We start from the raw sequence: 25,396 nt of genomic DNA on the forward strand, positions 1-25,396 counted from the left end.
GTAGAGATGACCGACTTCGCGCCGCAGACCGCGGGCGGCAAAGTGCTCTGGCACTTCACGATGTCCCTGGACGGCTTCGTGGCCGGGCCGAACCATGAGATGGACTGGCTGGCGGGCGCCACCGTCCGACCGGGACTGATCGACGAGTACGTGCAGAGCACGGGCGCGATCCTCGCCGGCCGCGACGGCTGGGAGGTCATCAACGGCGCGCGACCCTACGGCGGGGGCTGGGACGGGCCGCTCTTCGTGCTCACCCATCATCCGGAGGACGCGACCCCGGCCGCCGGGGTCACCTTCCTCAGCTGCGACGTCGCCGAAGCCGTCCGGATCGGACTCGAGGCCGCCAAGGGCAAGAACCTGGAGGTGTTCTCGCCGACGATCGGCCGGCAGCTGCTGGAGCTGGGCCTCATCGACGAGATCGACCTGCACGTCGCACCCGTTCTGCTCGGCGAAGGCAAGCGGCTCTACGACAATCCGGGCGGGCCGACGATCCCGCTGGGACGCGTCGGCGACGGCGACCCCCGCGAGGTCGTCAACCTGCGCTACCGGCCGCTGGAGGGATGACCGGCCCGCCGGTGCCATCCGGCCAGCCGCCGGGCCGGCTTCTCACGCTCTGAGCAGGCCGTAGACAGTGTCTATCGCCGTGCGGTAGACAGCGTCTACGGCAAGCGATCATGGAGGGTGACGCCGATGCGTGGTTCCCGAGTCGTCTCAGCGGGGCATTTCCAGCCGGCGAAGGTTGTGACCAACGACGATCTCGCGCAGCTGGTCGACACCAACGACGAGTGGATCCGCAGCCGCGTCGGCATCGCCGAACGCCGCATCGCCGGTCAGGAGGAGCCGCTCGACCTGCTGTCCGCGGAGGCCGCCGCCGACGCGTTGCGGCAGGGCGGCGTCGACCCGGCCGACGTGGACCTGGTCATCGTGGCGACCTGCACGGCGCTCGACCGCAGCCCGAACATCGCCGCCCGGGTGGCCCGCCGCCTCGGGCTCGGCTCTCCGGCGGTCATGGACGTCAACGTCGCCTGCTCCGGGTTCGGCCACGCGCTGGCCGCCGCCGACGCGCTCATCCGCGTCGGCTCGGCGTCGACCGCCGTGGTGATCGGCGCGGAGCGCCTGTCCGACTTCACCGACTGGACCGACCGGACGACGTGCGTACTGGTCGGCGACGGCGCGGGTGCGGTCGTGCTCACGGCCAGCGAGGAGCCCGGGGTCAGCCCGGTCGTGTGGGGATCGTTCCCGGAGATGGGCGACGCCGTCGTCATCGAAGGCGAGCAGAAGTTCACCCAGGCCGGGCAGAAGGTCTACCGCTGGGCCACCACGACGCTGCCCGGCATCGCCCGCGAGATCTGCGCCGCGGCCGAGATCAGCCCGGAGGACCTGGGCGGCATCGTGCTCCACCAGGCCAACCTGCGGATCATCGAACCGGTCGCCCAGAAGATCGGCGCACCCAAGGCGATCGTCGCCCGAGACGTCACCGAGTCCGGCAACACCTCCGCCGCGAGCATCCCGATCGCACTGTCCAAACTGCTGCGACGCGGCGATCTGACCCCCGGCGCACCGGTGCTACTGCTCGGCTTCGGCGGCGGGCTCGCGTACGCGGGCCAGGTCATCCGCTGCCCCTGAGCAGAATGAACACGGCGGGACTAGGAGACCAGACGCGTCTGCCAGGCCCACGCCGCGATCTCGACGCGATTGCGTACGCCGAGTTTGGTCTGAATGCCCGAGACGTGACTCTTCACCGTGCTCAGTGAGATGAACAGCTCGGCGGCGATCTCCTGATTGGTCAGGCCCCGGGCGATCGCCCGGACGACGTCCAGCTCGCGGTCGGACAGCTTGCGCCACGGCTTGACCGGGTCGACCGGCGTCGACGCGGTGAGGTGCCGCAGCAGGCGTACGGTGATCGACGGTGAGATGAGGGAGTCGCCGGCGTGGGCCGCCCGCACCGCCTCGGCCAGCAGCGCCGGGCCGGAGTCCTTCAACAGGAAGCCGGCCGCGCCGTCACGCAGCGCCCCGTAGACGTATTCGTCGAGGTCGAACGTGGTCACCACGACGACCCGCAGCGGCGCGGCGACGCCGGGCCCGGCCAGCGCCCGGGTCACGGCGAGCCCGTCCAGGCGGGGCATCCGGATGTCGACCAGGCACACGTCCGGCCGTAGCCGCCGGGCCTGCTCGATCGCGTCGACCCCGTCGGCCGCCTCGCCGACGACGCGGATGTCGGGCTGGTCGGACAAGATCAGCCGAAGCCCGCTGCGAACCATCGCCTGGTCGTCGGCGATCAGGACGCTGATGGTCACGCCGCACCCCGGCTCGGCCCCGGCAGGACGGCGCGGACGATCCAGCCGCCGACCGGACCTGGACCGGCGTCGAGAGTGCCGCCGAGGGCCTCGACTCGTTCCCGCATCCCGAGCAGGCCGTGACCGTCCCCAGTGGACGGTGGACCGGGCGGGCCGTCATCGGAGACCAGCACCGTGACGAGTCCGTCGGCGGCCGACACGGCGACGGAGACCCGGCGGGCGGCCGGAGCGTGGCGAGCCACGTTCGTCAGCGACTCCTGGACGATGCGATAGACGGTGGCGGCCAACTCGGGCGGCCCGGCCGCACCGATCTCCAGCCCTGGCGGCGTACGCAGGTCGACGGCCGGGCCGGGGAACCGGCGAACCAGCTCGGCCAGGCTCTCGGGCTGCGACGTGATCGGCGCAGCGTCACCGGAGTCCCGCAGGACGCCCACCACCCGCCGGGTGGCCGTCAGCGCGTCGCCGGCCGCCGACTCGATCTCGGCCAGCGCGCCGGCGACCTCCGCCGGTCGCGTACGCGCGACGATCTGCGCCGCCTGGGCCTGCACGACGATGCCGGTCAGGTGATGCGCGGCGACGTCGTGCAGTTCCCGGGCCAGCGCCACGCGCTCGTCCCGGCGTACCTGGTCGAGGGCGAACCGGCGGCGCAGATCGACCAGGCGCAGACTCAATCCGGCCGCCACCGCGCCGAGCCACCCGAGCACGGCGAGCCACGTTATCGCGTCGGACGAGGCCGCCGGGGCGAGCAGATCACTGCCGACCACGATGACCGCGTACGCGATGGTCAGCGCGATCGCCCACACCGCGGACCGTCGCCGGATCGCCGAGCCCACCAGCACCGACAGCGCCAGGATCATCGCCGGGCCGGGCTCGCGGGGCAGTTCGGCGGCGGCCGCGATCGGCACCGCGACCGCGGCGAGGCCGAGCGCGCCCACCGCGGCGGCCAGGCCGGGCAACCGATCCCGCGCCAGTGCGAAAGCTCCGGCCGCGGCGCCTGTCGCCAGCCCGAACAGCGCGGACCGGCCGCCCCACGTGACGGCGACGGCGAGCGCCACCACCGCCAGGATGAGGGTCAACGCTGCGGCCAAGGCCACGTTCGCCGCGGAGACGACGCGTCGTTCGAACTGCTCCCAGGTAGTCACGCGCCTACGCTACCGACGCCGTGAACTGCGCCGTCACCGCCGAAAGTAGGGTTCGCCGCTGGGCGTACCCCTTCTTCGGGCCGATGCGCGCGGACCCGGCGGCGACCCAGGCTGGGCGGCATGTCATCAGCAGCACAGCCCCCCGAGGCATTGCGGGCCACGGCCCTCACCAAACGATACGGCCGGCGAACCGCGCTGGCCGATTGTCACCTGGCCGTCCCGGCGGGCCGCATCGTCGGCCTGGTCGGCCCGAACGGCGCGGGCAAGTCCACGTTGTTGCAGCTCATCTGCGGGTTGATCGAGCCGAGCGCGGGCGAGCTGACGGTGCTCGGCCGCCGTCCGGGCGCGGACCCGGCCGCCGTCGGCTTCGTCGCGCAGGACACGCCGGTCTACGCGGGTCTGACCGTCGGCGAGCACCTGCGGCTCGGCGAGCGGCTCAACCCGCGCTGGGACGCGGCGCTGGCGCGGCGGCGCATCGATCAGCTCGGCCTGAACCCGGCCCAGCGCGCCGGTCGGCTGTCCGGTGGTCAGCGCGCGCAGCTGGCGCTGACCGTGGCCGCCGCCAAACGGCCCGACCTGCTCGTGCTCGACGAACCGGCGGCGGCGTTGGATCCGTTGGCCCGCAACGCGTTCATGGCGAGCCTCGTGGAGTTCGTCGCCGACCTCGGCGCGAGCGCCGTGCTGTCCTCACATCTGATGTCCGATGTGGAGCGCGCTTGCGACTATCTGGTGCTGCTGCGGGACGGCCGGGTCCAGCTCGCGGGCGAGGTTCGCGACATCCTCGCGCAGCACGGCCGCGGCCCCGGCCACCTGGAGGAGATCGCGCTCGGTTACATGGGAGGAACCCGATGATCTGGCTCAGCTGGCGGCAATTCCGGACGTCCGCGCTGGCCGGGCTGATCGCCCTGGTCGCGGCCGTGGTCCCGCTGCTCCTCCTGGGGGTACGCCTTCGGCAGTCCCGTCGTGCGTACCTCGCGACCTGCGCCGACGCGGCCGGATGCGCCGACGCGCTGCGGCAGTACGCCGCCGAGCACATGAACACGTTGCTGTTCGTCGACGCGGGCGTGCTGCTCGTGCCCGCCCTGATCGGCATGTTCTGGGGCGCGCCGCTGATCGCCCGGGAGTTCGAGGCCGGCACGCATCGGCTCGTGTGGAGTCAGAGCATCCGCCGGCGGCGGTGGCTCACGGTCAAGCTGCTGGTGGTCGCGTCGGCCGTCGTCGTCACCGCCGGCCTGCTGACGCTCGCGTTGACCTGGGCGGCGAGCCCGGTCGACACGGCAGCGGGGGACCGGTTCACCACGATCGTCTTCGGGGCGCGAAACCTCGTGCCGATCGCGTACGCCGTCTTCGCCTTCGCCGTCGGAGCGGTTCTCGGGCTGCTCGTGCGGCGTACCGTGCCCGCGATGGCGCTGACCGGGCTGCTGGTGATCGTCACGCAGTTCGTGCTGGCCAACGGCGTACGCCCGCATCTGATGCCGCCCATGACGGAAAGCCGGGCGATGACCGTGCCGGCCATCAACGAACTGCGGGGATTAGGCGGTTTGACCAACCGGCCGTCGGTACGCGGCCTGACGGTGCCGGACGCCTGGGTCACCTCGGTCACCGATCTGCGTACGCCCGACGGCAGCACGCTCGACCCGGGCGTGTTCGGCGACTGCATCGCGCCCGGCAAGGCGGACGCGGTGGGCAGCGGCGGCACCTTCGGTGCGGCGGCCGACTGCCTTGCCGCGCACAACCTGCACGTCGACGTGGCGTACCAGCCCAATCGGCGGTACTGGCCGTTCCAACTGCTGGAGTCGTTGCTCCTGCTGGGACTGGCGGCGCTGACGGCCGCGGTGGGCTGGTGGCGGATCGGCCGCCGCGCCTGACTGCTCTGATGTCGCGCTCCGGCGGCGCCGGGTCAGGTGAGACCGACCTGGTGCCGCCCGGAGCAGTCCTGGTCCGTGTGGTTCAGGGTGTGGCAGGGCGACAGGTGGTCTCCGGCGTCGGCGACCTCGGCGAAGTCACGAGGCCGCTGGTCAGTGGAGTCGTTCCGGGGTCGGTCGGCGACGATGGTCTGGCCAGGCTCGGGGATCATGGCCCGTCCATACCCGGGGCGGGCTTCGCATAATCGTGCAAGATCGCATTTTCGGGTGGTCCTGGTCACAATCGCCCCGCTGGAGGTTTGCGTTCGAGCGCGCTCGAAACCATAGCGTCGCCCTCATGACACAGACGCAGAGCTTGACCTGGATCATCACCGGCGCCTCCCGCGGCTTCGGGCGGTCGCTCGCCGAGAAGGCGTTGGCCGACGGAGACATCGTGGTCGCGGCCGTCCGGCGGCCGGACAGCCTGGCCGACCTGGCGGCGAAGTATCCGGACACGTTCGTGGCCGAGAAGTACGACGCGCGGGACGTCACCGCCGCCGCCGGGCTCGTCCAGGCCGCCGTCGAGCGGTTCGACCGAGTCGACGTGCTCGCCAATAACGCGGGCCGGGCCGTCGTCGGTGCGGTCGAGGAGGTCTCCGACGCCCAGCTGCGCGAGCTGATGGACCTGCACCTGTTCGGCCCGGCCGCCCTCGTCCGGGCGGTGCTGCCGGTCATGCGCCGCCAGGGCTCCGGTGCCATCGTCCAGATGAGCAGCCAGGGCGGCCGGACGTCGTTTCCCGGCGTGGCGGCGTACTCGGCGTCGAAGTTCGCGCTGGAAGGCTGGTCCGAGGCGCTGGCGGGCGAGGTCGCGGCGTTCGGCGTACGCGTGATGATCGTCGAACCGAGCCGGTTCCGGACCGACTTCAATTCCGGCGACACCCTCGAATTCGCCGGCTCCTCCAACGCGTACGCCGAGGTCCTGGCGGCCGTCCGCGCCGACATGGCCGGGGCCGACGGCCGTCAGGAGGGCGACCCGGATCGGGCCGCCGAGATCATCGTGTCGCTCGTGCACGGCGGGCCGCTGCCGCTCCGGCTGCCGCTGGGACGGGAGGCGGTCGAGCGGATCTCCGGCGCCTACCGGCGCGGGCTGGCCGAGGTCGACCGCTGGGCGGACACCGCCCGCAGCGCCGACTTCGCCGACGTCCCGCTGTCGACCCGTCCGGTCTGAGCCGTCGGACTAGGCTTTCGATCATGGCTACCGAAGACCTCATGACGCGGGTGCTGGAGACTTTCGGCGAGGACGACCCGCTGTCGGTCGAGGCCATCCACCGGCTCACCGGCCCCGGTGACGTTCCGGCGGCGATGGCGATCACCGAGGTGGCCGAGTTGCTGGACATCTCGCCGCACACCCTGCGCTACTACGAACGGGCGGGCCTGGTCGAGGTGGCCCGCGACGCGAACGGCTACCGCGTCTACGACGCCGAGGCCGTCCGGCGGCTGGTCTTCCTGACCCGGATGCGGCTGTCCGGCATGCCCATGCGCGACCTGCAGCACTACATCGAGCTGGTCGACGCCGGACCGGACACGGTGCCCGAGCGGCTGGACATGCTGCTCGAGCACCGGGACATCATCCGCCGCCGCATCCGGGAACTGCACCTGTCGCTGGCCGCGACCGAGTACAAGATCGCGACCTACGGCGGTGAGACCGGTCCGGCCGAGGTCTGATCAGGCCTCGCGGAGCGGCCGGCCGACCGCGTGCAGGTGGCGCAGCGCGATCGCGTAGGAGCGGAACAGGCCGCACTCCTCGTAGGGCACGCCGCTCTCGGCGCAGAACCGGCGCACGATCGGCTTGGCGCGCCGCAGGTTCGCCGACGGCATGCTCGGGAACAGGTGGTGCTCGATCTGGTGGTTCAGCCCGCCGAGCACGACGTCGAGCACCGGGCCGCCGGTGACGTTGCGAGAGGTCAGCACCTGCTTGCGCAGGAAGTCGAGGTCGTCGGTCGCCATCGGCATGCCCTTGTGGTTCGGGGCGAACGTGCAGCCGAGGTAGAGCCCGAAGGCGGCCTGGTGGATCGCGATGAAGGCCAGCCCCTTGCCCAGCGGCAGCACGGTGAACACCGCGCCCAGGTACGCCGCGAAGTGCACGACGAACAGCACGATCTCGGCCGCCCGGTGCCGCATGCCGCCCTTACGCAGCGCTCGGGCGCCCGAGACGTGCAGGTTGAGCCCTTCCAGGAGCAGCAGCGGGAAGAACAGGAACCCCTGGATCCGCCCGACGAAGCGGGCCACGCCGCGGGCCGACCGCGCCTGATCGGTGGACCAGATGAGGATGTCGGGGGAGACGTCCGGATCGTGATCCTCGTGGTTCGGGTTGGCGTGGTGGCGGGTGTGCTTGTCCATCCACCAGCCGTAGCTCATGCCGATGCCGAGGTTGCCCGCGAGCAGACCGGCGACCTCGCTCGCCCGCCGGGTGCTGAACACCTGGCGATGGGCCAGATCGTGGGCGACCAGGGCGACCTGGGCGAACACCGCGGCGAGGGCGACCGCGACGAGCAGCTGGAGCCAGGAGTCGCCGAGGACCGCGAAGGCGGCCCAGGCGCCGGCGTACGCCGCGATCACCAGCCCGATGCGCAGGGTGTAGTAGCCGGGTCGCCGATCCAGCAGACCGGCCCGTTTGATCCGGTCGGACAGGCGGGCGAAGTCACTGCCGCGGAAGGTGGCCGGACGGGCGGGGGCCGTCGTGTCAGTCATGATCCCAGCCTCGTGGGCGGGCGCTTCCGGCAGAATCCCGCTGACCCCCGGACCCGGGGTGGGGCTGCCCCCAGTCTGTCTGCTCGTGCTCGCTGCAGCTTCATCCGCTCGCCTGCGGCGTGCGTACCAGGTGTAGGTGGGGCACGGCGGGACGCTGGAGGGGAGCGGTCATGAACGTGGGGTGGTACCTGTACGCATTCGTGAACCCGGCGGACGCCGGTGGCCTGGTGCTGCCGCCGGGCATCGACCGGACGCCGGTGCAGATCGTCCGGGACGGCGAGTACGCGGCGGTGGCGTCCGAGGTGGACACGGCGCCCTTCGACCTGGCGCTGTCCGGCGCCGACTTGACCGAGGACGGCTGGCTCGCCCGCGCCGTGCGTACGCACGACCAGGTCGTGCACGCGGTGTTCAACCGGGCCCCGGTCCTGCCGATGCGCTTCGGCGGGTTGTACGCGACCCGGGCCGGGCTGGTCGGCATGCTCCGGGCCGAACGGGCGTGGCTCGCCGACGCCTTCACCCGGATCCGCGAGGCGACCGAGTGGCAGGTGCGGATCGCCGAGGACCGGCTCTCCTCAGCGGAACCGGTCCGGCCGGTGAACGGACCGGGCCGGCTCTGCCGCCGCCGTCCGGAACGGCCCCGGGGCGAGCTGTGGACCCACATGCACGCGGAGCTGGCTCCGCACGCCGTACGCAGCCATCAGCGCCCGGCCGCCATGGGGCAGGCGTACCTGGTCCGGCGGGAGCGCGAACGCGACTTCATCCGGACCGCGGCCGGGCTCACGCGGCTCGTCACCGGACAGCGGCTGCGGATCGAGATCGTGGGGCCGCTGCCGGCGTACCACTTCGTGGACGTGGACCCGCACCGGTTCGCCTTCGCGACCCGATCGGCGGTTGGCCCCGATCGGGCCGGACGGTAGCCTCCGGGGGTAGCCATGGATGCACATGTAGCTGATTCCCTCGGGGCGTGGGCGCTCGATGCCTGTGACGGCGACGAAGCAGCCGCGATCGAAGCGCACCTCGCCCGGTGCGCCCCTTGTTCGGCGGCGGCCTGGCAGCTGCGCGCCGCCTCGGCCTGGCTGGGAATCGAGCACGTCATGGAGCCACCCCCCGGACTACGTGGACAGATCCTCGACCGTGCGCGCAGCCGCCGCCCGCCGGTGCTCCTGCGGACCCTCGTCGAGGCGTACGCGAGCCAGGTCGCGCTGCTCGACCGGGCGCTGCGCGGGCTGAACCAGGCCGACTGGCGTACGCCCGACCCCCGGCACCACGACCTCGCCGGGCTGATGGTCCACCTGACCCGCAACGACGCCATGCTCGCCACCGATCTCACGCTGCCGGTGACGAAGCTGCCCGAACTGTCTCGCCGCCACGAGACGGCCGCCGGGGCGGCTGTCCACGAAGCTTGGCGGGCCCAGGCCGACACCCTGGTCCGTGGTCTCACCTCCGAGGAGGACCTGGATCGGGACGTCTCCCTCGCCGGGCGGGACGGCCCCGGGCGCGGTCCGCTGCGCGACGCATTGGTGCAGCGCGCCTTCGAGACGTGGATCCACCTCGACGACATCAGCGAGCAGGTCGGCCGCCGGCTCAGCCAGCCGCCGCCCGAGCAGGTCCGGCGGATCGTCTCGCTGGCGGTCGGGCTGCTGCCTGGAGCCCTGGCGGCGCACGGCGTGGACCAGCCGGGAACCGGCCGGCTGGTGCTCACCGGGCCGGCCGGGGGCGAATGGGAGCTGCCGCTGGGTCCGTTCACCGTCCAGGCCGACGCGGTCACCTTCGCCCGGCTCGTCGCCAACCGCCGCCCGCCGGAGACCGTGGCGTCCGCGATCGAGGGCGATCATCGCCTGGCCGGACTGGTCCTGCGAGTCGCCGCCACCCTGGGATGTGACTGACGGTGCGGACGGGGGACTCGGACGCACGACTGCGTGAACGACTCGTCGGCGGGGACGACGACGCGCTCGCCGAGATCTACGACAGCTGGTCGGCGCTGGTGTACTCCATGGCGGTCCGGATCACCGGCGACCGGTCCGGGGCACAGGACGTCACCCAGGACGTCTTCGTCCACCTGTGGGAGCGGCCGGAGGCGTACGACCCCGGGCGCGGATCGCTGCGTACGTGGTTGTGCGTGACCACCCGGGGCCGGGCGCTCGACTGGATTCGGCGTACCGAGACAAGGCGGCGCTACCAGACCGCGGCCGCCTCTCCGGAAATCGCCGAAGCGGCGGTGGACGAGGGCATCCTGTGGCAGACCGAGGTGAAGGCGGTACGCGCTGCAGTCCAGGCGTTACCCGCCCCCCAGCGGGAGGCCGTGACGTTGGCGTACTTCCACGAGCGCACCTACCGCGAGGTGGCCCGCGACCTGAGCATTCCGGAGGGCACTGCCAAGTCACGGCTGCGCGTCGGACTCGCCCACCTCGCCGACCTGCTCAAGGCCGAGGGGATCATCGACTAGCGTCTGGCTCATGAGCAGCCCGGCCATGAACGGTGAACCGGCTCCGGCGGACACCGCCAACCTCGACCGCTACGGCAGCCCGCCGCTGGACTGGGCACGCGCCCGGGACGCATTGGCGGCGGTGCCCGGTCCGGAGATCACCCACTTCCTGGGCACCGCGCGGCCCGACGGTACGCCCCACGCCGCGGGCGTCGGCGCGCAATGGCTCGACGGAGCCATGTACTTCACCAGCAGCCCCGCCGCCCGCAAGGCGCGCGACCTCGCCCGGAACCCGATGTGCACGATCTCGGCCCGGCTACCCGGCATCGACGTCGTCCTCGAAGGCGTCGCCGCCCGGCTGACCGACCCGGAGACGCTGGAGCGGGTCGCCGAGGGCTACCGGGTGGGCGGCTGGCCCTGCGAAGTGGACGGCGACGCGCTGACCGCCGCGTACAGCGCGCCGAGCGCGGGGCCGCCGCCGTGGCACGTGTACAAGTTCACCATCCACACCGTCGTCGGGGTGGCGACCGCCGAACCCTATGGCGCGACGCGGTGGCGTTTCGACCGCCCCCTGGAGTGACGCGTTCCTACTGGAGTGGCCGGTACATCACGTGCAGGCCGACCAGCCCATGCGTCGGATGCCGGAACGCGTCCGGCACGGTGCCGATGATCTGGAAGCCGAGCGCCTGCCACAGGTGGACGGCCGGCTCGTTGGTCGCCACCACGGCGTTGAACTGCATGCCGTGGTAGCCCTGTGCTCGCGCCCAGGCCAGTGCGTACTCGCCGAGCGCCCGGCCGACCCCGCGGCCCTGCGCGGCCGGGTTCACCATGAAGCTCGCGGTCGCGATGTGGGCGCCCCGGCCCGGCCGGTTCGGCCCGAACTTCGCCGAGCCGAGCACCGTGCCGTCCTCGTCGACGGCGACGACCGTCTGCGCGGGCGGCGCCTCCATCCACAGTGGGCGCGCTGACTCCGGCGTCAGATCCTCCGGGTACGCGTACGTCTCCCCGGCGGCGACGATCGCGGAGAAGAACGGCCAGATCTGCGGCCAATCCCCGGCGACGGCATCTCGAATGATCACAGACTGACATTACCGGGGCGGGAACCGTTATCCTTCCGCGCATGTTCGCGCGCATGTTCGACGGCGTACGCCGCTGGTACTGGCTGGCCGGCCTGGGTGTGGTCCTCATCGTGATCGCTGCCGTCGTGCTGTGGCCACGCGCGGAGGAGGAGCCGCGAGCGCGCCAGTACCGAGACGTCAGCGCCTGCCTGCTGACCGACTCGGCCGGGATCACCTCGGCCGCGGTGAAACCGGTGTGGGCGGGGATGCAGGACGCCTCGCTCAAGACGCTCGGCCAGGTCCGCTTCCTGGCCATCGCCGGGCCGCAGGACGTCGCCAACGGGCGTACCTTCGTCAACACGCTGGTGCTCGGCAAGTGCGCGATCATCGTCGCGGCCGGGAAGCTGCCGGTGGAGACGGTCACCACGGTCGCGCGGGAGAGCCCGCACCAGAAGTTCGTCATCGTCGTCTCCGGCGGCGCCACCCCCGCCCCGGGGGCGGGCAACGTGTCGGTGATCTCCGCCTCCGGCGACGACGCGACGCGCGACGCGGTGAGCAGCACCATCGCGCAAGCCCTCAGCGCGTAGGCGAGGTTAGCGGGGTGGGGTGAGGGCGGCGACGATTTTCGTCAAGGCGCTCTCCAGGTGTGAGCGCTCCTCGGCGGTCAAGCCGGCGAGTGCGCGCCCGGCGATCTCCCGCCGGGCTGCGGCGATGGGCTCCTCGGCGGCGCGTGCCTTCGGGGTGAGGTAGAGCCGGACGAGCCGGCGGTCGTCCGGGTCGCGGCGGCGTTCCAGCAGGCCCGCGGCCTCCATCCGGGCGGCCGTGTTGACCACGGTCGGGGTGGCGACGTCCAGCCGGTTGGCCAGGTCGCCCGGGGTCAGCCCGTCGGTCTCCCAGAGCACCTCCAGGACGAGGTTCTGGCCGATGCGTACGCCGTGTTCCTGCATCGCCGCGTCGGTGGCGGCACGCAGCAGCTTCTGGGCGCGGGTGAGCAGCCGGATCACGTCGGTCACCCGCTCAGTGTATGATCGTTAGCAGGCTAACGATGTGGAGCATCCCTCATGATCCTCGTGACCGGCGGCGGCGGATTCATCGGCACGCACGTCACTCAAGCGCTGCGCGACCTCGGCGAGGAGGTCGTCGTCGCCCGGCGGAGCGGGCCGAACCCGGTCGACGTCACCGACCTGGCGACCGTCCAGGCGCTGGGGCGGCGGTATCCGATCACTCGTGTCGTCCACCTCGCCGCCGCCGGTCTCGGCGACGGCTCCACTCTGGACAAGCTCTGGGCCGACACGCTGGCGTTGTTCACCGTGCTGCGGGCGGCGTACGAGTGGAACGTGGACCGCGTCGTGCTCGCCAGCACCATCGGCGTCTATGCGGGCACGACGCCCGGCGACGGGTTCTACCGCGAGGATGTCCCGTTGCCGGTGGCGAGCCCGCACGCCATTCCGGCCGCCAAGAAGATCATGGAGACGGTCGCCGCGGTCCAGCGCGAGGTCCCGGCGGTCACGGCCCGTGTGGGCGCGATCTGGGGACCGCTCGGCCGGGCCGCGTCGCCGTTCTTCGCCGCGCCCCATTTGGTCCACCAAGTCGTACGCGGAGAGCGGCCGACGGCGTCCGCGGACGACGCCATCGACATGTTGTACGCCAAGGACTGCGGCAGCGCCGTGGCCCGGTTGACCCTCGCCGCCGAACTGCGGCATTCGGCGTACAACATCGGCAGCGGTGCCGTGACCTCGAACCGGGAGCTGGCAGCGGCGCTTTCGCGGGTGGTGCCCACGGCCCGGATCGCGCTGGCGGAGGGTGGCCAGGCGCAGGCCGCGTTGGACGTGACGCGATTGCGCGCGGACACCGGCTTCCAGCCCCAGTACGACCTGGATCGCGCAGTGGCCGACTACACCGCGTGGCTCGCTCACCACGAGCGTTGACCTATCAGCTCCGGCGCGGCCAGCCGTGGTCGAAGATCGGATAGCGCTCCGGCGGCGTCGCCGACCCGTGGAACGTCGCGGCGTCGGGACTGCCCAGATCGTCGTCGGTGTCGTCCTGCCACAGCGGCGACCACTCGATGCGGAAGGCGCGCTGGGCGCGGCGGGCGATGGCGTAGGCGATCTCCGGGATGTCGGCCTGATCGAGGTGGTCCTGGCGCAGCGAGAACTGGTCGTAGAGCTCGCAGGAGATGAGGTTGCGCAGCCGGGCGAGGTCGGCCGGCATGTCTTCGTCGAGATCCGGCGTGGTCATGTCCTCACGGTCGGCCCGCCGTCGTGCCCCGGTCAAGCACGCGAGACTCTTCCCACAGGGTCGGCGACCCTGACGAAGCTCAGGGTCGCGGCCGACCTTCGGCAGGGGATTCCGGCCGCCAAGATCCATAACGTCGACGGCATGATGCACATCCTGGAGTCGGCGGTCTCCTCGCCCTGGGTCTACCTGGTGCTGTTCGCGGTCGCCGTGCTGGACGCGTTCTTCCCGGTGGTGCCGGCCGAGACGATGGTGATCACCGCCGGCGTCCTCGCCGCCGGGGGACAGCCGAACCTCGCGCTGGTGATCGGCGTGGCCGCGCTCGGCGCGTTCGCCGGAGACCACATCTCCTACCAGATCGGCCGGACCGCCGGGCAGGGCCTGCTGCGCCGGATGCCGCCCGGCAGCAAGCGGCGGGCAGCGTACGACTGGGCGTCGAACGCGCTGCAGGAACGCGGGGGCCTGCTGCTGGTCGTCGCCCGATACATCCCCGGCGGCCGGACGGCGGCCACGATGACGACCGGGGCGGCGGCGTACCCGCGCCGGAGGTTCGCCCTGTTCGACGCGCTCGCCGCGTCGTCCTGGGCGCTCTACTCGGGACTGATCGGATATCTGGGCGGGCGGGCGTTCGAGGACGACCCGCTGCGCGGACTGCTGCTGGGCCTCGGGATCGCGGTGTCGATCACGATCACCGTGGAGGTGGTGCGGTTCCTCCGTCGTCGAGCGGCGACAACCCCGCCTCGTACGCCAGAATCGCGGCCTGCACCCGGTTACGCAGACCGAGCCGGGTCAAGATCGAGCTGACGTGGGTCTTGACGGTGCCCGCCCCGACGAAGAGCCGCTCGCCGATCTCCTGATTGGACAGTCCGGCGCCGATCAGGGCGAGCACCTCCCGTTCGCGCTCGGACAACTGGCCGATGCGGGCGCGGGCGTCGGTGACCCGGCCGAGCTGATCGCCGCCCAGATGGGCGATGACCCGCTGGGCCACCCGGGGCGACAGGAAGGCCGCGCCCTCCGCCGCCGCGCGTACGCCCGCGGACAGCTCCCGGGGATCGCCGGACTTGAGCAGGAAGCCGGCGGCGCCCGCCGACAGCGCCCCGGAGATGTAGTCGTCCTCGCCGAACGTGGTCAACATCAGGACGGCGGTCTGCGGCAGCACGCGGCGGATCTCGCGGGCCGCGGCCAGTCCGTCGAGCTTGGGCATGCGGATGTCCAGCAGCGCCACGTCCGGCCGATGCCGGGTGGCCAGCTCGACGGCTTCGCGCCCGTCGGACGCCTCGGCGACGATCTCGATGCCCGGATCGGCGGCCAGGATCGCGCGTACGCCGGACCGGAACATCGGCTCGTCGTCGGCGACCAGCAATCGAATCGGCGCGTCGGGGTTGTTCACTGCGCACGGCCGGGGACGAGGTCCTTGCCGACGAGCCGCCCGTCGCGAAAACACAGGCGGTAGACGTCGATCGGCCCGCCGAACAGGTCGTTGCTCACGCGGTAATACTCGCATTCCGCGCCGGCCGGGATCGGCGGCTCGGGAACGTCGGGCCGCCCGTCGACCTCGTGCGCGGGCAGCTCCAGGTCGGCCCGCGGCTGCCCGAGCTGGAACGTTCGGTAATCCCCGGCGTCGACGATGGAGGTCGTGACCTCATGCACCCGCAGGCCCAGCACGATGACGCCGATCACGGCGAACGCCGCGAGCTGCACGGCTACACCGCCCCAGAGCGTACGGCGGACGGAGCGTCGCGCGGACTCACGGGCGGGCGGCAGCGGCTCCGGCAGTGGCGGGCCGCCGCGTACCGGCAGCTCGGCGACTACCTCGAAACCGCCGTCCCGCGGCTCGGCGCGGAGCGTGCCGCCCGCCAGCCGCGCACGTTCCCGCAGGCCGACCAGGCCCCGGCCGCCCGGCTCGACCGCCGCCGGGCCGCCCGGCCCGTTGCGCACGGTCACCCTGACGAGGTCATCGTCGCGCCGCACGTCGACGGTCACGTCCGCGCCCGGCGCGTGCTTGGCCGCGTTGGTCAAGGCCTCCTGCACGATGCGATACGCCGAAAGCCGTCCCATGGCCGGCAGGTCGTCGACCGCACTGCCACTGAGCGACACGGCCATCCCGGATTCCCGCGTACGCCGGACGAGGTCGGCCAGATCGGGCACGTGCGGCTCGGTCGGCGCGGGTTCGGGGCCGGCGGTTCCGCCGCCGAGCACCCCGATGATCTCGCGGAGCCGGTCGGTGGCGTCGGCGGCGGCGATGCGGACCTCGGCGGCGGCGGTCCGGTGACCGTCCGACAGCCGGGGATCGACCTCGAGGGCGCCCGCGCGCATGGCGATGAGGCTGAGGTCGTGACCGAGTGAGTCGTGCATGTCCCGCGCGATCCGGGCCCGTTCCCGCAGCCGGGCCTCCTCGGCGACCAGCCGCCGTTCGCGCTCCAGGTGTTCGGCCCGCTGCCACCCGGCTTCCACGAGCGCGGCTCGCTGCCGGGCGTACTGCCCGGCCCACCAGGGCAGCACCGCGAACACCATCAGCGGCACGAGCACGTCGAACCAGGCCCACAAGTCGCCCAGGCCGGCGGCGAGCGCCAACCCGGCCAGCGCGACCAGGCCGAACACGGCTGCGGCCGGGACGGTCCGGCTCATCCGGCGCCCCGCTACCAGCGCGGCGAGGACCGACAGCACCACCGGCCAGGCCGGCAGCTCCGTGGCGCCCATCGGGATCGCGAGGTTCGCCGCCGCGCCCGCCGCCAGCGTCCACACCGGGGCGCGCCGGGCCGCGGCGTACGCGATCGCGGTCAGCCCGAGCCCGAGCAGCAGCTGCGCCCAGTCGTCCCACCCGCCGACCAGCACGAGGACGGCGACGACGAGAGCGCCGACGCCGTCACGCAAGCGGGCGCGCCCCGGGCTGAGCATGATCCCACCGTAGCGGGCAGGAGGCTAGGGTGAGACGGACCCGCATGCCTCGTGCGGCCCCCTGGGGAATGTGCCATTCCGGTTTTGGGGTGGGTGGTCGGGGCGGTAGCTGGGGTATGGGAGGGTGCGGTGGCGAAGGGAGAAACGTGTCGGATCCGATCACGGTCGACGAGCTGCGTCCAGGCGATCACGCATGCCTGACGTACTCCGACCGCGACGAGCGGCTGGACATTGTGGCCGCGTTCGTCGCCGACGGCCTGGATCGGGGTGACAAGATCATCTGCTACACCGAGGACCTGTCCGCCGAACAGCTGGCGGCCGAACTGGTCAGCCGGGAGGTGACCGGCGCCCGGGACGGGCAGCTGGTGATCGCCCCGAGCCGCGACGTCGGCCTGACGGGCGTCGGCGCGCAGCCCGTCGTCGACGTCCTGGGTGCGGAGCTGGCCGTCTCGGTCGAGCAGGGCTATCCGGGGCTGCGTGTCTCGGCCGACATGTGCTGGGCGGTCGCCCCGACGCCGGCGGTCGAACGGCTGGCCGAGTTCGAGACCGCGCTGGGCAGCCTGTTCACCTCCGGCAAGCTCACCGCGATCTGCGAATACGACCGGGACCGGTTCGATCCGGTGACGCTGGCCTTCGCCGCCCGGTCGCACGCCAAGACCGTCGCGGCGTTGGCGTACCACGACGATCCGGTGCTGCGGATCTGCCGTCAGCACCGGCCGCCCGGCGTACGCATCGCCGGCGAACTCGACTTCACCCACCGCGACGCGCTGGAACAGGCGCTCTCCGAGGCCGTCCGGCTGGACCGCCACCTCTACCTGAACCTGGCCAAGCTGCACTTCGTCGACGTCGCCTGCGCGACGCTCATCGCGAAGACCGCGTTCTCGCTGCCGCCCGGTCGCACCATGACGATCGTGGCCTCGCCGATGGCGGCCTCGGTGTTGCGCCTACTCGGAGTGGAGGACTCCGGCGCCGCGCTGTCTGGCGGCTCCTCGTCCGGCGGTGTGGTCTCCGGACGTGGGCCGGTAGGCGACGCCTTGTCCGCCCGGCCAGGCGGCTCCTTTCCGGGCGGCGACGTCCGGCTCAGATTGATCGAAGCCGATGAGCTCCCCTGACCTGCGCCCACCCGATCGCGACCGGCCCGCCGTCGCGGTCGACCTGCTCGAGCAGCAGTTCGACGCGGCCGGCCTCTACGCCCTGCGCTCGGCGATCGCCGCGCACGCCTCGGAGCTGGGCGCGGACGCCCGGCGGGCCGGTGAGATCGTGCTGGCCTGCCACGAACTGGCGATCAACGCCGTCCGGCACGGCGGCGGCCGGGGGCGGCTGCGGCTGTGGCGCTCCGGCGACCTGCTCTACTGCGAGGTGGCCGACGACGGCCCCGGGCTCGCCGACCCGGACGCCGGATCGCAGCGCGTTCCGCTGGCCGAACCGGGCGGTCGCGGACTCTGGATCGTCCGGCGGCTCGCCGACAGCATCGAGATCGCCAACCATCACGGCACCACGATCACCGCCGCGTTCGCCCTCGGCTGACCCGGGCCGCTGCGCCGGGTGGGATCCGGGTTCGGCGGTACGATCATGGCGATGTCCATGCCCTATGAGGCGACCGGCCGGGTCGGCCAGAAGGCCCGGACCCGGCAGGCCCTCGTCGACGCGACCCGGCGGCTGCTCGCCGAGGGCCAGACGCCGCAGGTCGAGGAGGCGGCGGAGGCGGCCGGCATCTCGCGGACCACGGCGTACCGCTACTTCCCGAACCAGCGCGTGCTGCTGATGGCGGCGCACCCCGAGATCTCGCCCGACACGTTGCTCGGCCCGGACGCGCCGGCCACCCTGCCCGACCGGCTCGACGCGTTCGTCATGGCGTTCTGCGAGTACAACTTCACCTGGGAACATCAACTTCGCGCTGCGTTGCGCGTATCCCTGGGGCCGGAAGCGGAACGGCCGACACTGCGGCAGGGCCGCGCGGTGGCCTGGGTCGAGGACGCGCTGGCGCCCTTGCGCACGACGCACCCGGCGGTCGACGTGCACGCTCTGGCGATCGCCATCCGCTCGGCGATCGGCATCGAGGCGTTGGTCTGGCTGCTCGACGTCGCCGGATACGACCACGCCGACGCCGCGCGGACCGTCCGCGACACCGCCCGCGCCCTGCTCGACGCGGCCACCGTTCGGTAGCGGCGCGGGGCAGGGCGCGGGCGGGCTCGGACCTCGGTCACGACCAGCGGAAGAACCGGGCGGCCGCGGTCCACGCCACCCCGGCGTACGCGCACAGCACCACGACGTGGAGCAGCTGCGGCCAGTGACCGACCGTGGCGTCCTGCATGACCTGGACGCCCGCGCCGAGCGGGGTGTATTCGCCGATGCGCTGGAGCGTCTCGGGCATCACCTCCCGGGGCACCCACAGTCCCGCGAAGAACATGAGCGGGAAGAAGGTCAGCGACCCGAGGCCCTGCGCCATCTTCGCGGAGCCCGCCGTGGCCAGCAGCAGCCCGATGCCGAACAAGGTGGCCGCGACGAGCAGGAAACCAAGGACGAACGCGGCCGCGTTGCCCGGCAGGTCGACCCCGTACGCCAGCCAGCCCACCCCGAGCACGAGCACCACGCCGATGGCCAGCACGGTGAGCTGCACCAGCGCCTGCGCGGTGAGCAGGTCACGGGGCTTGGCCGGAGTGGTCGCCAGGCGGCGCAGAATTCCCCGTTCCCGGTACGCCGCCAGTTGCGCCGGCAGCATGCTCAGCGCGATCATCGCGACCGCCATGGTGAGCATGATCGGGACGTAGATCGAGATGGTCGTCCGCCCGCCGAGCGCGGGGTCGGCCGCCCGGAACGCCGGTACGCTCCCCAGCACCGCCAGGATCGCCGGGGCGAGCAGGATGCCGAAGATGACGGCCGCGACGTCGCGGAAGTAGAGCCGCAGTTCGGTGCGGAAGATGGTCGGGTTCATCGGATCGCTCCCTCAGCGGCGGAATCGGCAGTGGACGAATCGGCAGTGGACGAATCAGCGGTGAGCTGGACGAACGCGTCGTCGAGTGTGGACTGTTCGACGCGCAGGCCGATCGGGGCCAAGCCCTGGCGGGCCAGTTCGGCGACCACGGCCGGCAAGGCCTCCTCGCCGCCCCGCACGGTGACCTGCTCCCCGTCCGTGGTGACCGCCTCGACGCCGGGCAGCCCGTCGAGGGAGACCGGCCGGGCGACGCGGAAGGTCAGCACCTGTCCGGTGGCGACTCGGGCGGTGAGCCCGGCCGGGGTGTCGAGCGCGGCGACGCGCCCGTCATGGATGACCGCGACCCGGTCGCAGAGCCGTTCGGCCTCGTCCATGAAGTGCGTCACCAGCAGGATCGTCACGCCCCGGGCACGGACGTCGGAGATGAGCTGCCACGTGTCGCGCCGAGCCTGCGGGTCGAGACCGGTCGTCAGCTCGTCCAGGATGGCCAGGCGCGGGTTGCCGACCAGGGCCAGCGCGATCGACAACCGCTGCTTCTGCCCACCGGACAGCTTCGCGTACGCCGTCTTCGCCGAGCCGGCCAGTCCGAGGTCGTCGAGCAGCTGCTCCGGCCGGGCCGGGTTCGGGTAGAACGAGGCGAACAACTGCAGCGCCTCGCGTACCGTGATGCGGTCCTGCAGGCTGGACTCCTGGAGCTGCATGCCGAGGATCCGGCGCAGCCGGTCGCGGTCGCGCTGCGGATCGAGGCCCAGCACCCGGATGTCGCCGCGGTCCGGCGTACGCAGCCCGCCGACGCATTCGACGGTGGTGGTCTTGCCGGCGCCGTTGCGCCCGAGGATGCCGAAGATCTCACCGCGCTCGACGGAGAAGGTCACGTCGTCGACGGCGACCCGTTCGCCGTAACGCTTGTGCAGGTTCGTGACTTCGAGGACTTTCGGGGTGGCTGTCATGCCTGAAGACGTTAGGAATCCGCGGCGCCGCCCAGTATCCGGTCAGCTCTCCGCTTGGGGTGGGGCTAGGTCTACCCCACCGGGGACCCAGCCCCCGTGCGGATCGGCGGGCCGACCGGCCAGACTGTGGGGCATGACGGCACAGTGGCGCGCGTTCGTGGCAGGTCTGGAGCTCTACGCTCTGAGCCTGTTCGGTCTGCTGTGCCTCGTTCCGGTGCTGGCCGTCTTCGTGCCCGGGTTCCTGCTCGGCCTGGTCTTCCTCATTCCCGGCCCGGTGCTGGCGGTGCGCCGGCTGACGGGCCGCGTCCGGCGGCGTACCCGGGAGCTGACCGGCATCGAGATCCGCGAGCCCTATGCGCCCGAGCCGCCGCTGCCGCAGCCGCAGGCGGACGGCTGGTATGAGCGGGACCGCCAGCTGTACAAGCGTCTGTGGTGGCCGCGGCAGGCCGACCGGATCGACTGGGTGCTGGGCGACAACGCGAGCTGGCGGGACCTCGGCTGGCTGGCCGCCGCGCCGATCGTCGGCCTGCTCGGCGTGCTGCCGCTGGCACTGCCGATCGCCGTCGTGCTGGTCGCGCCGCCGGCATCGGTCGGCACGTCCGTGCTGGCCACGATCGCCGTGGTCGCCGGCCTCGCGCTCGCGCCGCCGGCACTGCGGGTGACCGCGAGGTTCCACCGGCGCATGCTCGGTGGTCCGGTGCTGCGGTCCGACGTCCACGACGTCCGAGCCGACCATCGGGTACGCGATTGGGCCGCCAAGGCGTTCGCCCCGGTGCTGCGGCTGGCCCTGCTGCTGCTGACGAGCGCGATCGCGATCCCGGTGTTCGTGGCGACCGTGGCCGCCCTGGTCCTCGGCTACGGCCTGGGCCTGATCTTCCTCGTCCCGTGGGCGCAGGCCGACCTGCGCTGGCTGGCGGACTGGCGGCGATCGCTGGCGCACTGGTCGGGCGTGACCATCGCCAGTCCCTATCGGCCGTTGCCGCCGTTGGTGCAGCGCCCCGACGGCCTGTACCGGGTGGGCAAGCATCTCTACAAGACGCCGCGGCTGGCGCTGTGGACCCAGCGGTTCCACTGGATGCAGACCGACCCGGCGACCTGGCGTGAGCTGCTGTGGCGAGGCATCGACCCCGTGGTCGGCGGGCTGATCGCCGGAATCCCGGTGCTGTTGGTCGGCTACGGCATCTGGGGTGTGGCCCTGCCGCGTACCGTGCACCTGTTCGTCAGCGACTCCCCGGCGACCTTCTGGTACGGCACCTTCTTCGGTCATCCCGCCGCCGCGATCCCAGCCGGGCTGGCGCTGGCGGCCCTCGGCGTCGCGCTCGCGCCCGCCGCGTTGCGGCTGCACGGCCGCTGGACCCGGCTGCTGCTCCAACCGGCCGGCGACACCGCCCTCGCCCAGCGAGTCGAGCAGCTGACCCTGTCGCGCGCCGACGCCAGCGACGCCGCCGCCCGCGAGCTGCGGCGTATCGAACGGGACCTGCACGACGGCACCCAGGCCCGGCTCGTCTCGCTGGGCCTGCGCCTGGGCGCGATCGAGGCGCTCATCGACGACAACCCGGCCGCCGCGAAGGAGCTGACCGCGAAGACCCGCGAGTCGGCCGAGCTGGCGCTACGCGAACTCCGTGAGGTCGTCCGCGGCATCCATCCGCCGGTGCTCGCCGAACGCGGCCTCGCCGACGCCGTACGCGCGCTGGCGCTCGACAGCCCGCTCGTGGTGAGCGTCGACATCGACCTGCCGGTGCGGCTGCCCGAACCGATCGAGGCGGCGGCGTACTTCTCGTTGGCCGAGGCACTGGGCAACGCGGCGAAGCATGCCCGCGCGCGTACGGTCCAGGTCCGGCTCGATCTGCTCCCCGCCGACGGCGGCGCGGCCGGGGACGGCGACGTGCTGCGCATGACGGTGCGCGACGACGGTCGCGGCGGCGCCGATCCCGACCGGGGCAGTGGCCTGCGCGGCCTGGCGCGCCGGCTCGGTATCTTCGACGGGACCGTGTCGCTGTCGAGCCCGCCCGGCGGCCCCACCGAGCTGATCATGGAGCTGCCATGCGCGTCGTCCTCGCCGAGGACCTCTACCTCCTCCGGGAAGGACTGGTTCAGCTTCTGACGGCGCACGGGTTCACCGTCGTCGCCGCGGCGGAGACGGGCCCCGAACTGGCGGCGGCCCTGGCCGAGCACCAGCCCGACGTGGCGATCGTCGACGTACGCCTGCCGCCGACCAACACCGACGAAGGTCTCCGGATCGCGCTGGAGGCCCGGCGGCGCACACCCGGACTGCCGGTCCTGGTGCTGTCCCAGCACGTCGAGCAGCTGTACGCCCGGGAGCTGCTGGAGGACGGCTCGGGCGGCGTCGGCTACCTGCTGAAGGACCGGGTGCTCAACGCGGCTCAGTTCGTCGACGCGATCCGGCGCGTGGCGGCCGGCGGCACCGCGATGGACCCCGACGTCATCGCGAAGCTGCTCACGCGGGCGCTGCCGGACAGCCCGGTCGACCAGTTGACGCCCCGGGAGAAGGAGGTCCTCGGGCTGATGGCCGAAGGACGGTCCAACGCGGCGATCGCCCAACGGCTGTTCATGAGTGAAGGCGCGGTCGGCAAGCACACGGCGGCCATCTTCGGCAAGCTCGGGCTCGGCCCGTCCGACGACGACAACCGGCGGGTGCTCGCCGTGCTGGCCTACTTGAACAGCGGCCGTTAAGCGGGTTTGTGCGCCACCACGAGCATCCGCTGGGCGTGCGACTCGAAGCGGCCGTGCCGCTGGATGTGCTCGTGCATCGCCAGCAGCGTGTCGTGGTACTTCTCGACGGTGAAGTCGGGCACCGCCCAGATCACCTTGCGGATGAAGTAGACCACCGCGCCCACGTCGGCGAAGGTGACCAGCAGCGACTCGGCCTGCAGGTCGTCGAGGACGAGACCGGCGGCGGCGAGTTCCCGCCGGGCCGTCGCCGGATCCCGTTCCGGACCGTAGGTCTGCGGCCCCAGGAAGAACTCGGTCAGCTCCCGGTTGGACCCGGGACCGATCTGCTGGCTGAAGTAGACCCCGCCCGGTTGCAGCACCCGGGCCAGCTCACCCCAGCCGACCACATTCGGATGACGGCTGACCACCAGGTCGAACGTCTCGTCGGGGAAGGGGAGCGGGCCGTCCTCGGCCGCCTCCACGACCGCCACGCCCAGCGGCTGCAGCGTACGCCGCGCCAGCGCGAGGTTCGGCGGCCAGCCCTCGGTCGCATACGTGGTGGGGGCGAGCCGGGGCACCTCCGCCAGCACCTCGCCGCCGCCGGTCTGGACGTCGACGGCCACCCGCGCGCGAGCCATCAGCTCCGACATCCGCCGGAGGTAACCCCACGACGGCCGCTGCTCGGTGGCCCGGCCGTCCAGCCAGGAGAAGTCCCAGCCGTCCACGTCGGCCGCGGCCGCCTCGGCGATCAGGTCGTCGAACGTCCGGCCGGACGGCGGCTCAACGGGTGCGGCGGTCATGCGCCCAGCCTCCCAAGCGGTCGCCGTCCCGGGCAAGTGATCCACTCCGGCGAGTGGAAACCCGTGCCGTATCAGGTTTCCGACAGACGGCGAACGTCGGGCGAACGGCGGTTGGTCTCATGTCGACGGTGATCTACTCTTCGGGCGTGGGTGAACTGCTGCGCTTCGAGTCCGACTTCGGGACCGTCTACGTCGAGGAACGCGACGACAGCGGGCTGGAGCGCGTCGGCGTGTTCAGCCGGGCCAAGCCGGCCAAGGAGAAACTCGAGGTCGCCCTCGCCCAGGTCCGCCCGGCGTTCGAGGCGGCGATCGCGGCGCTGGCCGACCTGCCCCGTGCGCCGGAGGAGTTCGAGATCGAGGTGGGTCTGACGCTGACCGCCGAAGCCGGCGCGCTCATCGCGCGTACCACCGCCGAGGGACATCTGGTCGTGCGGGCGGTGTGGCGTAACCCGGTGGCGGGACGCGATTGACCGGGCAGCCGACGCTGCCGGGCCGGGTCCGGGTGCTGGCCGGTGACCCGGAGCGGATCGTCGGCGCGGGCGTGGCGCTGTCCGCGCGACGGGTGCTGACCTGCTGGCACGTCGTGTCCGAGCAGGCGGCCGACGGCCTGGCCGTGGCCGAGCCGTCCGGCGTGCCTGTCGAGGTGGACGTCACCTGGTCGGTGCCGATCGGCCCGCACGGCGAAGGCGACCTGGCGCTGCTCACCACGCGGGCGCCGCTGGCAGGGCCGCCCGCCCGCCTGGCCGACTGCGGCGACGCCGAACTCGACGTACGCCTCATCGGCCACCCCGCGCAGTCTCCCGCGCAGGTCCTGGCCCGTGCACGGCTGATCGGCCCGGCCGATCCGGTCACCGGCTGGCGGCAACTGGACCGGCTGTCGACCGCCACCGTCGCCGTCGACCGCGGCTTCAGCGGAGCCGGCGTGTTCGACGCCGCCGGCCGCATCGTCGGTCTGACCGTCGCCCGTTCCCAGCTCGGCCAGCAAACCGTCGGCTGGATGATCCCAGTCGCGGCCTGGCGCCGCCAGCTGCCGCGCGACCTCGTCCCGGCGGTGGCCGCCGCACCCCGCACCGAGCCGCTCAGCGCCGCCGACCGCAGTACGCTCGCCCGCGCGCTCGCCGCCGTCCCCACGATGCTGGACCCGCTGGCCCGAGCGGAACTGATCGCCGCCCTGCCCGACGCCATCCGGCTCCGCGTACGCGTGACGCACCGCCTGCTGCTCGACTGCCGGGAACTCATCGCCACCACCCTCGACACGGACGGCGGATTCGCGGCCCTCCATCGGCGACTGTCCGAGCGGGAGGATCCCGATAGCATCTCCTTGCGGGAGTTTCGTGCGCTCGCGGTCTCGATGCGGCTGCTGCCGCCACCGGACGAAGAGGACTGAT

General features: G+C 72.4%; 32 protein-coding genes. 20 read left to right on the forward strand and 12 right to left on the reverse strand.

The genetic code is table 11. The features are described 5' to 3' along the window. Positions 1-6: 6 nt before the first annotated feature. Both AB0H43_RS34065 and AB0H43_RS34070 read left to right on the forward strand, forming a co-directional pair. Complete coding sequence (locus AB0H43_RS34065; RefSeq protein WP_360006269.1) at positions 7-564, forward strand: dihydrofolate reductase family protein; 558 nt, start codon at positions 7-9, stop codon at positions 562-564. A gap of 126 nt (positions 565-690) precedes the next feature. Next, the gene (locus AB0H43_RS34070; protein ID WP_360006271.1) at positions 691-1,626 is read left to right on the forward strand and encodes a beta-ketoacyl-ACP synthase III; all 936 of its coding nucleotides are present in this window, start codon (positions 691-693) and stop codon (positions 1,624-1,626) included. 20 nt (positions 1,627-1,646) lie between these two features. On the opposite strand, the gene AB0H43_RS34075 is transcribed toward AB0H43_RS34070, so the two are convergent. Both AB0H43_RS34075 and AB0H43_RS34080 read right to left on the reverse strand, forming a co-directional pair. Continuing rightward, positions 1,647-2,297, reverse strand: coding sequence for a response regulator transcription factor (locus tag AB0H43_RS34075; protein ID WP_360006273.1), 651 nt, complete (start codon positions 2,295-2,297; stop codon positions 1,647-1,649). Further along, positions 2,294-3,439, reverse strand: coding sequence for a histidine kinase (locus AB0H43_RS34080; protein ID WP_360006275.1), 1,146 nt, complete (start codon positions 3,437-3,439; stop codon positions 2,294-2,296). The genes AB0H43_RS34075 and AB0H43_RS34080 overlap by 4 nt, the downstream gene beginning before the upstream one ends. Before the next feature lie 120 nt (positions 3,440-3,559). Here AB0H43_RS34080 and AB0H43_RS34085 point away from each other — a divergent pair, with 120 nt between their 5' ends. Further along, positions 3,560-4,291: an ABC transporter ATP-binding protein gene (locus AB0H43_RS34085; RefSeq protein ID WP_360006277.1), complete on the forward strand. Its 732-nt coding sequence runs from the start codon at positions 3,560-3,562 to the stop codon at positions 4,289-4,291. Next, positions 4,288-5,307 (forward strand): ABC transporter permease subunit, encoded by a 1,020-nt coding sequence (locus AB0H43_RS34090; RefSeq protein WP_360006279.1) that lies wholly within the window; start codon positions 4,288-4,290, stop codon positions 5,305-5,307. Before AB0H43_RS34085 ends, AB0H43_RS34090 begins: the two co-directional genes overlap by 4 nt. Positions 5,308-5,339: 32 nt before the next feature. Here AB0H43_RS34090 and AB0H43_RS34095 read toward each other — a convergent pair whose 3' ends face one another. Further along, on the reverse strand, positions 5,340-5,516 hold the full coding sequence (locus AB0H43_RS34095) for a hypothetical protein (protein WP_360006281.1): 177 nt from the start codon (positions 5,514-5,516) through the stop codon (positions 5,340-5,342). A 125-nt stretch (positions 5,517-5,641) separates the two neighbouring features. Here AB0H43_RS34095 and AB0H43_RS34100 point away from each other — a divergent pair, with 125 nt between their 5' ends. Next, positions 5,642-6,511 carry an SDR family NAD(P)-dependent oxidoreductase gene (locus AB0H43_RS34100; protein WP_360006283.1) on the forward strand — a complete coding sequence of 290 codons (870 nt, stop codon included), beginning with the start codon at positions 5,642-5,644 and terminating at the stop codon, positions 6,509-6,511. Positions 6,512-6,534: 23 nt separating this feature from the next. Further along, a complete protein-coding gene (locus AB0H43_RS34105; RefSeq protein ID WP_360006285.1) occupies positions 6,535-7,008 on the forward strand; it encodes a MerR family transcriptional regulator in 474 nt (157 codons plus the stop codon). On the opposite strand, the gene AB0H43_RS34110 is transcribed toward AB0H43_RS34105, so the two are convergent. Continuing rightward, the gene (locus AB0H43_RS34110; RefSeq protein ID WP_360006287.1) at positions 7,009-8,034 is read right to left on the reverse strand and encodes an acyl-CoA desaturase; all 1,026 of its coding nucleotides are present in this window, start codon (positions 8,032-8,034) and stop codon (positions 7,009-7,011) included. 170 nt (positions 8,035-8,204) lie between these two features. On the opposite strand from AB0H43_RS34110, the gene AB0H43_RS34115 reads away from it, so the two are divergent. From AB0H43_RS34115 to AB0H43_RS34130, 4 genes are read left to right on the forward strand one after another with little or no spacing between them, the layout of a single operon-like run. Beyond that, the gene (locus tag AB0H43_RS34115) at positions 8,205-8,951 is read left to right on the forward strand and encodes a GvpL/GvpF family gas vesicle protein (protein ID WP_360006289.1); all 747 of its coding nucleotides are present in this window, start codon (positions 8,205-8,207) and stop codon (positions 8,949-8,951) included. Positions 8,952-8,966: 15 nt separating this feature from the next. Next, on the forward strand, positions 8,967-9,920 hold the full coding sequence (locus tag AB0H43_RS34120; RefSeq protein ID WP_360006291.1) for a zf-HC2 domain-containing protein: 954 nt from the start codon (positions 8,967-8,969) through the stop codon (positions 9,918-9,920). Between the two features lie 2 nt (positions 9,921-9,922). Then, positions 9,923-10,480, forward strand: a complete 558-nt coding sequence (locus AB0H43_RS34125; protein ID WP_360006293.1) for a sigma-70 family RNA polymerase sigma factor — start codon at positions 9,923-9,925, stop codon at positions 10,478-10,480. Between the two features lie 10 nt (positions 10,481-10,490). Beyond that, entirely contained in the window at positions 10,491-11,039 is a 549-nt protein-coding gene (locus tag AB0H43_RS34130; protein ID WP_360006295.1) for a pyridoxamine 5'-phosphate oxidase family protein, read from the forward strand. A 7-nt stretch (positions 11,040-11,046) separates the two neighbouring features. Here AB0H43_RS34130 and AB0H43_RS34135 read toward each other — a convergent pair whose 3' ends face one another. Beyond that, the gene (locus AB0H43_RS34135; protein ID WP_360006297.1) at positions 11,047-11,538 is read right to left on the reverse strand and encodes a GNAT family N-acetyltransferase; all 492 of its coding nucleotides are present in this window, start codon (positions 11,536-11,538) and stop codon (positions 11,047-11,049) included. A gap of 41 nt (positions 11,539-11,579) precedes the next feature. Between AB0H43_RS34135 and AB0H43_RS34140 the strand changes: the two genes are divergently transcribed. Further along, the gene (locus AB0H43_RS34140; protein WP_360006299.1) at positions 11,580-12,104 is read left to right on the forward strand and encodes a hypothetical protein; all 525 of its coding nucleotides are present in this window, start codon (positions 11,580-11,582) and stop codon (positions 12,102-12,104) included. Between the two features lie 6 nt (positions 12,105-12,110). On the opposite strand, the gene AB0H43_RS34145 is transcribed toward AB0H43_RS34140, so the two are convergent. After that, a complete protein-coding gene (locus AB0H43_RS34145) occupies positions 12,111-12,530 on the reverse strand; it encodes a MarR family transcriptional regulator (RefSeq protein ID WP_360006300.1) in 420 nt (139 codons plus the stop codon). Between the two features lie 48 nt (positions 12,531-12,578). On the opposite strand from AB0H43_RS34145, the gene AB0H43_RS34150 reads away from it, so the two are divergent. Continuing rightward, entirely contained in the window at positions 12,579-13,445 is an 867-nt protein-coding gene (locus tag AB0H43_RS34150; RefSeq protein ID WP_360006302.1) for an NAD(P)-dependent oxidoreductase, read from the forward strand. Positions 13,446-13,449: 4 nt separating this feature from the next. Here the strand turns inward: AB0H43_RS34150 and AB0H43_RS34155 are convergent, their stop codons facing one another. Beyond that, positions 13,450-13,755 carry a hypothetical protein gene (locus tag AB0H43_RS34155; RefSeq protein WP_360006304.1) on the reverse strand — a complete coding sequence of 102 codons (306 nt, stop codon included), beginning with the start codon at positions 13,753-13,755 and terminating at the stop codon, positions 13,450-13,452. Between the two features lie 141 nt (positions 13,756-13,896). Between AB0H43_RS34155 and AB0H43_RS34160 the strand changes: the two genes are divergently transcribed. After that, the gene (locus tag AB0H43_RS34160) at positions 13,897-14,556 is read left to right on the forward strand and encodes a DedA family protein (RefSeq protein WP_360006305.1); all 660 of its coding nucleotides are present in this window, start codon (positions 13,897-13,899) and stop codon (positions 14,554-14,556) included. On the opposite strand, the gene AB0H43_RS34165 is transcribed toward AB0H43_RS34160, so the two are convergent. Both AB0H43_RS34165 and AB0H43_RS34170 read right to left on the reverse strand, forming a co-directional pair. Beyond that, entirely contained in the window at positions 14,441-15,142 is a 702-nt protein-coding gene (locus AB0H43_RS34165) for a response regulator transcription factor (protein ID WP_360006307.1), read from the reverse strand. The two genes, AB0H43_RS34160 and AB0H43_RS34165, sit on opposite strands and share 116 nt — an antisense overlap. Beyond that, positions 15,139-16,650 carry a histidine kinase gene (locus AB0H43_RS34170; RefSeq protein WP_360006308.1) on the reverse strand — a complete coding sequence of 504 codons (1,512 nt, stop codon included), beginning with the start codon at positions 16,648-16,650 and terminating at the stop codon, positions 15,139-15,141. The genes AB0H43_RS34165 and AB0H43_RS34170 overlap by 4 nt, the downstream gene beginning before the upstream one ends. 146 nt (positions 16,651-16,796) lie before the next feature. Here AB0H43_RS34170 and AB0H43_RS34175 point away from each other — a divergent pair, with 146 nt between their 5' ends. Genes AB0H43_RS34175 through AB0H43_RS34185 form a run of 3 tightly spaced genes read left to right on the forward strand, consistent with a single transcriptional unit; the run spans position 16,797 to position 18,816 of the window. After that, positions 16,797-17,762, forward strand: a complete 966-nt coding sequence (locus AB0H43_RS34175) for an MEDS domain-containing protein (protein WP_360006310.1) — start codon at positions 16,797-16,799, stop codon at positions 17,760-17,762. Next, entirely contained in the window at positions 17,749-18,177 is a 429-nt protein-coding gene (locus AB0H43_RS34180; protein WP_360006312.1) for an ATP-binding protein, read from the forward strand. Before AB0H43_RS34175 ends, AB0H43_RS34180 begins: the two co-directional genes overlap by 14 nt. 51 nt (positions 18,178-18,228) lie before the next feature. After that, positions 18,229-18,816, forward strand: a complete 588-nt coding sequence (locus tag AB0H43_RS34185) for a TetR/AcrR family transcriptional regulator (RefSeq protein ID WP_360006314.1) — start codon at positions 18,229-18,231, stop codon at positions 18,814-18,816. Positions 18,817-18,853: 37 nt separating this feature from the next. Here the strand turns inward: AB0H43_RS34185 and AB0H43_RS34190 are convergent, their stop codons facing one another. Both AB0H43_RS34190 and AB0H43_RS34195 read right to left on the reverse strand, forming a co-directional pair. Further along, positions 18,854-19,585 (reverse strand): ABC transporter permease, encoded by a 732-nt coding sequence (locus tag AB0H43_RS34190; protein WP_360006315.1) that lies wholly within the window; start codon positions 19,583-19,585, stop codon positions 18,854-18,856. After that, entirely contained in the window at positions 19,582-20,535 is a 954-nt protein-coding gene (locus AB0H43_RS34195) for an ABC transporter ATP-binding protein (protein ID WP_360006317.1), read from the reverse strand. The genes AB0H43_RS34190 and AB0H43_RS34195 overlap by 4 nt, the downstream gene beginning before the upstream one ends. Before the next feature lie 133 nt (positions 20,536-20,668). Between AB0H43_RS34195 and AB0H43_RS34200 the strand changes: the two genes are divergently transcribed. Then, complete coding sequence (locus tag AB0H43_RS34200) at positions 20,669-22,639, forward strand: sensor domain-containing protein (RefSeq protein ID WP_360006319.1); 1,971 nt, start codon at positions 20,669-20,671, stop codon at positions 22,637-22,639. Further along, a complete protein-coding gene (locus AB0H43_RS34205) occupies positions 22,579-23,229 on the forward strand; it encodes a response regulator transcription factor (protein ID WP_360006321.1) in 651 nt (216 codons plus the stop codon). Before AB0H43_RS34200 ends, AB0H43_RS34205 begins: the two co-directional genes overlap by 61 nt. Here AB0H43_RS34205 and AB0H43_RS34210 read toward each other — a convergent pair. After that, positions 23,226-24,008 carry a methyltransferase domain-containing protein gene (locus AB0H43_RS34210; protein WP_360006323.1) on the reverse strand — a complete coding sequence of 261 codons (783 nt, stop codon included), beginning with the start codon at positions 24,006-24,008 and terminating at the stop codon, positions 23,226-23,228. The two genes, AB0H43_RS34205 and AB0H43_RS34210, sit on opposite strands and share 4 nt — an antisense overlap. 146 nt (positions 24,009-24,154) lie before the next feature. Between AB0H43_RS34210 and AB0H43_RS34215 the strand changes: the two genes are divergently transcribed. Continuing rightward, a complete protein-coding gene (locus AB0H43_RS34215; RefSeq protein ID WP_360006325.1) occupies positions 24,155-24,478 on the forward strand; it encodes a CU044_2847 family protein in 324 nt (107 codons plus the stop codon). Further along, positions 24,475-25,395 (forward strand): trypsin-like peptidase domain-containing protein, encoded by a 921-nt coding sequence (locus AB0H43_RS34220; RefSeq protein ID WP_360006326.1) that lies wholly within the window; start codon positions 24,475-24,477, stop codon positions 25,393-25,395. The genes AB0H43_RS34215 and AB0H43_RS34220 overlap by 4 nt, the downstream gene beginning before the upstream one ends. Position 25,396 lies beyond the last annotated feature (1 nt).

The sequence above is a fragment of the Hamadaea sp. NPDC050747 genome (assembly GCF_040654195.1).
In the GTDB taxonomy this organism is placed as follows: domain Bacteria; phylum Actinomycetota; class Actinomycetes; order Mycobacteriales; family Micromonosporaceae; genus Hamadaea.